The sequence below is a fragment of the Nonomuraea sp. NPDC001684 genome (genome assembly GCF_053596515.1).
Map to the genome: position 1 here is coordinate 1 of NZ_JBSFGJ010000830.1, position 1801 is coordinate 1801.

General features: G+C 75.1%; 2 protein-coding genes. Both read right to left on the reverse strand.

Annotated features, from left to right (window positions below; genetic code table 11):
* A partial coding sequence (locus ACWCSD_RS52260; protein ID WP_449927318.1) for a hypothetical protein occupies positions 1–996 on the reverse strand: 996 nt, incomplete at its 3' end.
* Between the two features lies 1 nt (position 997).
* On the reverse strand, positions 998–1801 hold an 804-nt coding region (locus ACWCSD_RS52265), incomplete at its 5' end, for a hypothetical protein (RefSeq protein ID WP_449927321.1).

Here is a 1801-nt window from a genome sequence, read left to right on the forward strand (position 1 = left end):
GGTGTCGAACGGCGGGGGCACGTCCTCGAACGCCACCCGGAGCCGTCCGGCGGCGGCGAGCCCCGGGGGCACGGGGACGACGAGGTCCAGGACGAGCCCGAGCCGGCGGCACAGCTCCGGATAGTCGGCCAGGAAGCCGCAGACGCCGTGGAACTCCACGTCGGGCGGCTCCGGCCGGGGCCGCCCGGCTCCCGCGCCCGCCGGGCCGCCGCCGTTGCCGGGGGGCTTGGGCCGGTCGTAGAACCTGACGGCCTCGGCCAGCGCGAACCTCGTCTCGTCGCCCCGGTAGGCCGCGCTCGTCCGGTCGAGGGTGGCCGGGCCGAGCTCGGCGGCGGAGCTCGGGCTCCCGCCGATCATGCCGTCGATGGCCCGGTAGGCGGCCTGGGGGTCGCCGCTGAACCTGCTCATCTCGCCGGCCACTGGGAGTTCGCGGACCAGACCGGTGTACGGCTGACGCCAGGGACGTCGCGGGCGGCCGTCCCCGAGGGCGGCCTCGCCGTTTCCCGGAGGCGTGAGGCGGTCGCTGATCACGGCCTGGCCGATCTGGTCGTACAGCGTGGCGATGCGCTCGTGGACCAGCGCCGCGGGGAACGACCGCAACACCCGCACGCCCGGCGAGCCGCCCGTGACCGCCGCGCCGAGAGCCCCGGCGGCGGCCAGGGAGCGCGACCGCACCGGCGAGGCGGCCGGGAAGAGTCTCCCCCACAGGTCGGAGTCGGGGGCCGGGGATCTCGGGTCAGGGCGCGGGACGACCGGGGCCGCGTGGCCGTCCCACACGATTCGCAGGGCCGGCAGGACCGTCTCGCGCAGCGTCCCCGGCCAGTCGGTGAACTCCGCGACGTCGTCGAGCCGGCCGCGCGGCGCCTCCAGCCGGGGCCCGACGGCGACCGACAGCCGCACCTCGCCCGGCCCGGCCGCCCCGGCCGGCAACGCCGTCCACAGAACCTTGAACGTGCCCATGCGCTCCCCCGTACTCTGTCCGGTCCGTTCGCTCATGTCAGGCCACCGCCGCGAAGGCGCCGCAGTACTCGGCGACCGGGTCCCGTCGCGCGCCGGTGACCGGATCCCGGTACGGCGCCATCATCTGGGCGAAGGTCGCGGCGGAACCGGCCGTCTCCTCGCCGTCCACGACCGCGCCCTCGGCGAGCGCCGCGGCGGCGGTCAGTGACCGGGCGCCGCCGAACCGCTTCTCGCAGCTGATCTCGACGGACTCCTCGAAGAACCCGATCTCGATGGTGATCGTGATCCGCGCCCGGCCGACCGCGTCGCCGCCCTCGTACCCCAGCTCCAGGTAGAGCTCGATGGAGGCGGAGACCAGGCCGAGGACGTCCACCTCGCCGCGGGCGCGGAAGTAGCCGAACAGGACGGCCTGCCCGGTCGCGGCGTCGAGGTGGAAGTAGATCCCGGCCATCACCGACACGCTGCCGCTGGCCACCCCGAAGTCGACGGACGCCGCGGCCCCGAACTCCAGGCCGGCGTCCAGCGCGCGGACCCCGTCGGGCGACAGCACGATCCCGAACCAGCCGCCGCCGCCGAACAGCGAGACGGTGAGCCGGAACGGCGCGTCCCTGCGGCAGAACGCGAACCCGATCTCCAGCGGCCGGGTGCCCGCGAACGGCAGGTCCAGGTAGGCGTTCAGGGAGATGTTCTCCAGGCTGAAGACGCCGATCGCCAGGTTCGGCAGCGGCATCCCGTACCTCGCCAGCACGCCGCGCGGGGAGACGTCGAGCGTCGGCGGGTCGCTGAACCCGTCGAGCGGGATGATCCGGCGCAGCGTCTCGACGAACGACAGCGCCCCGAT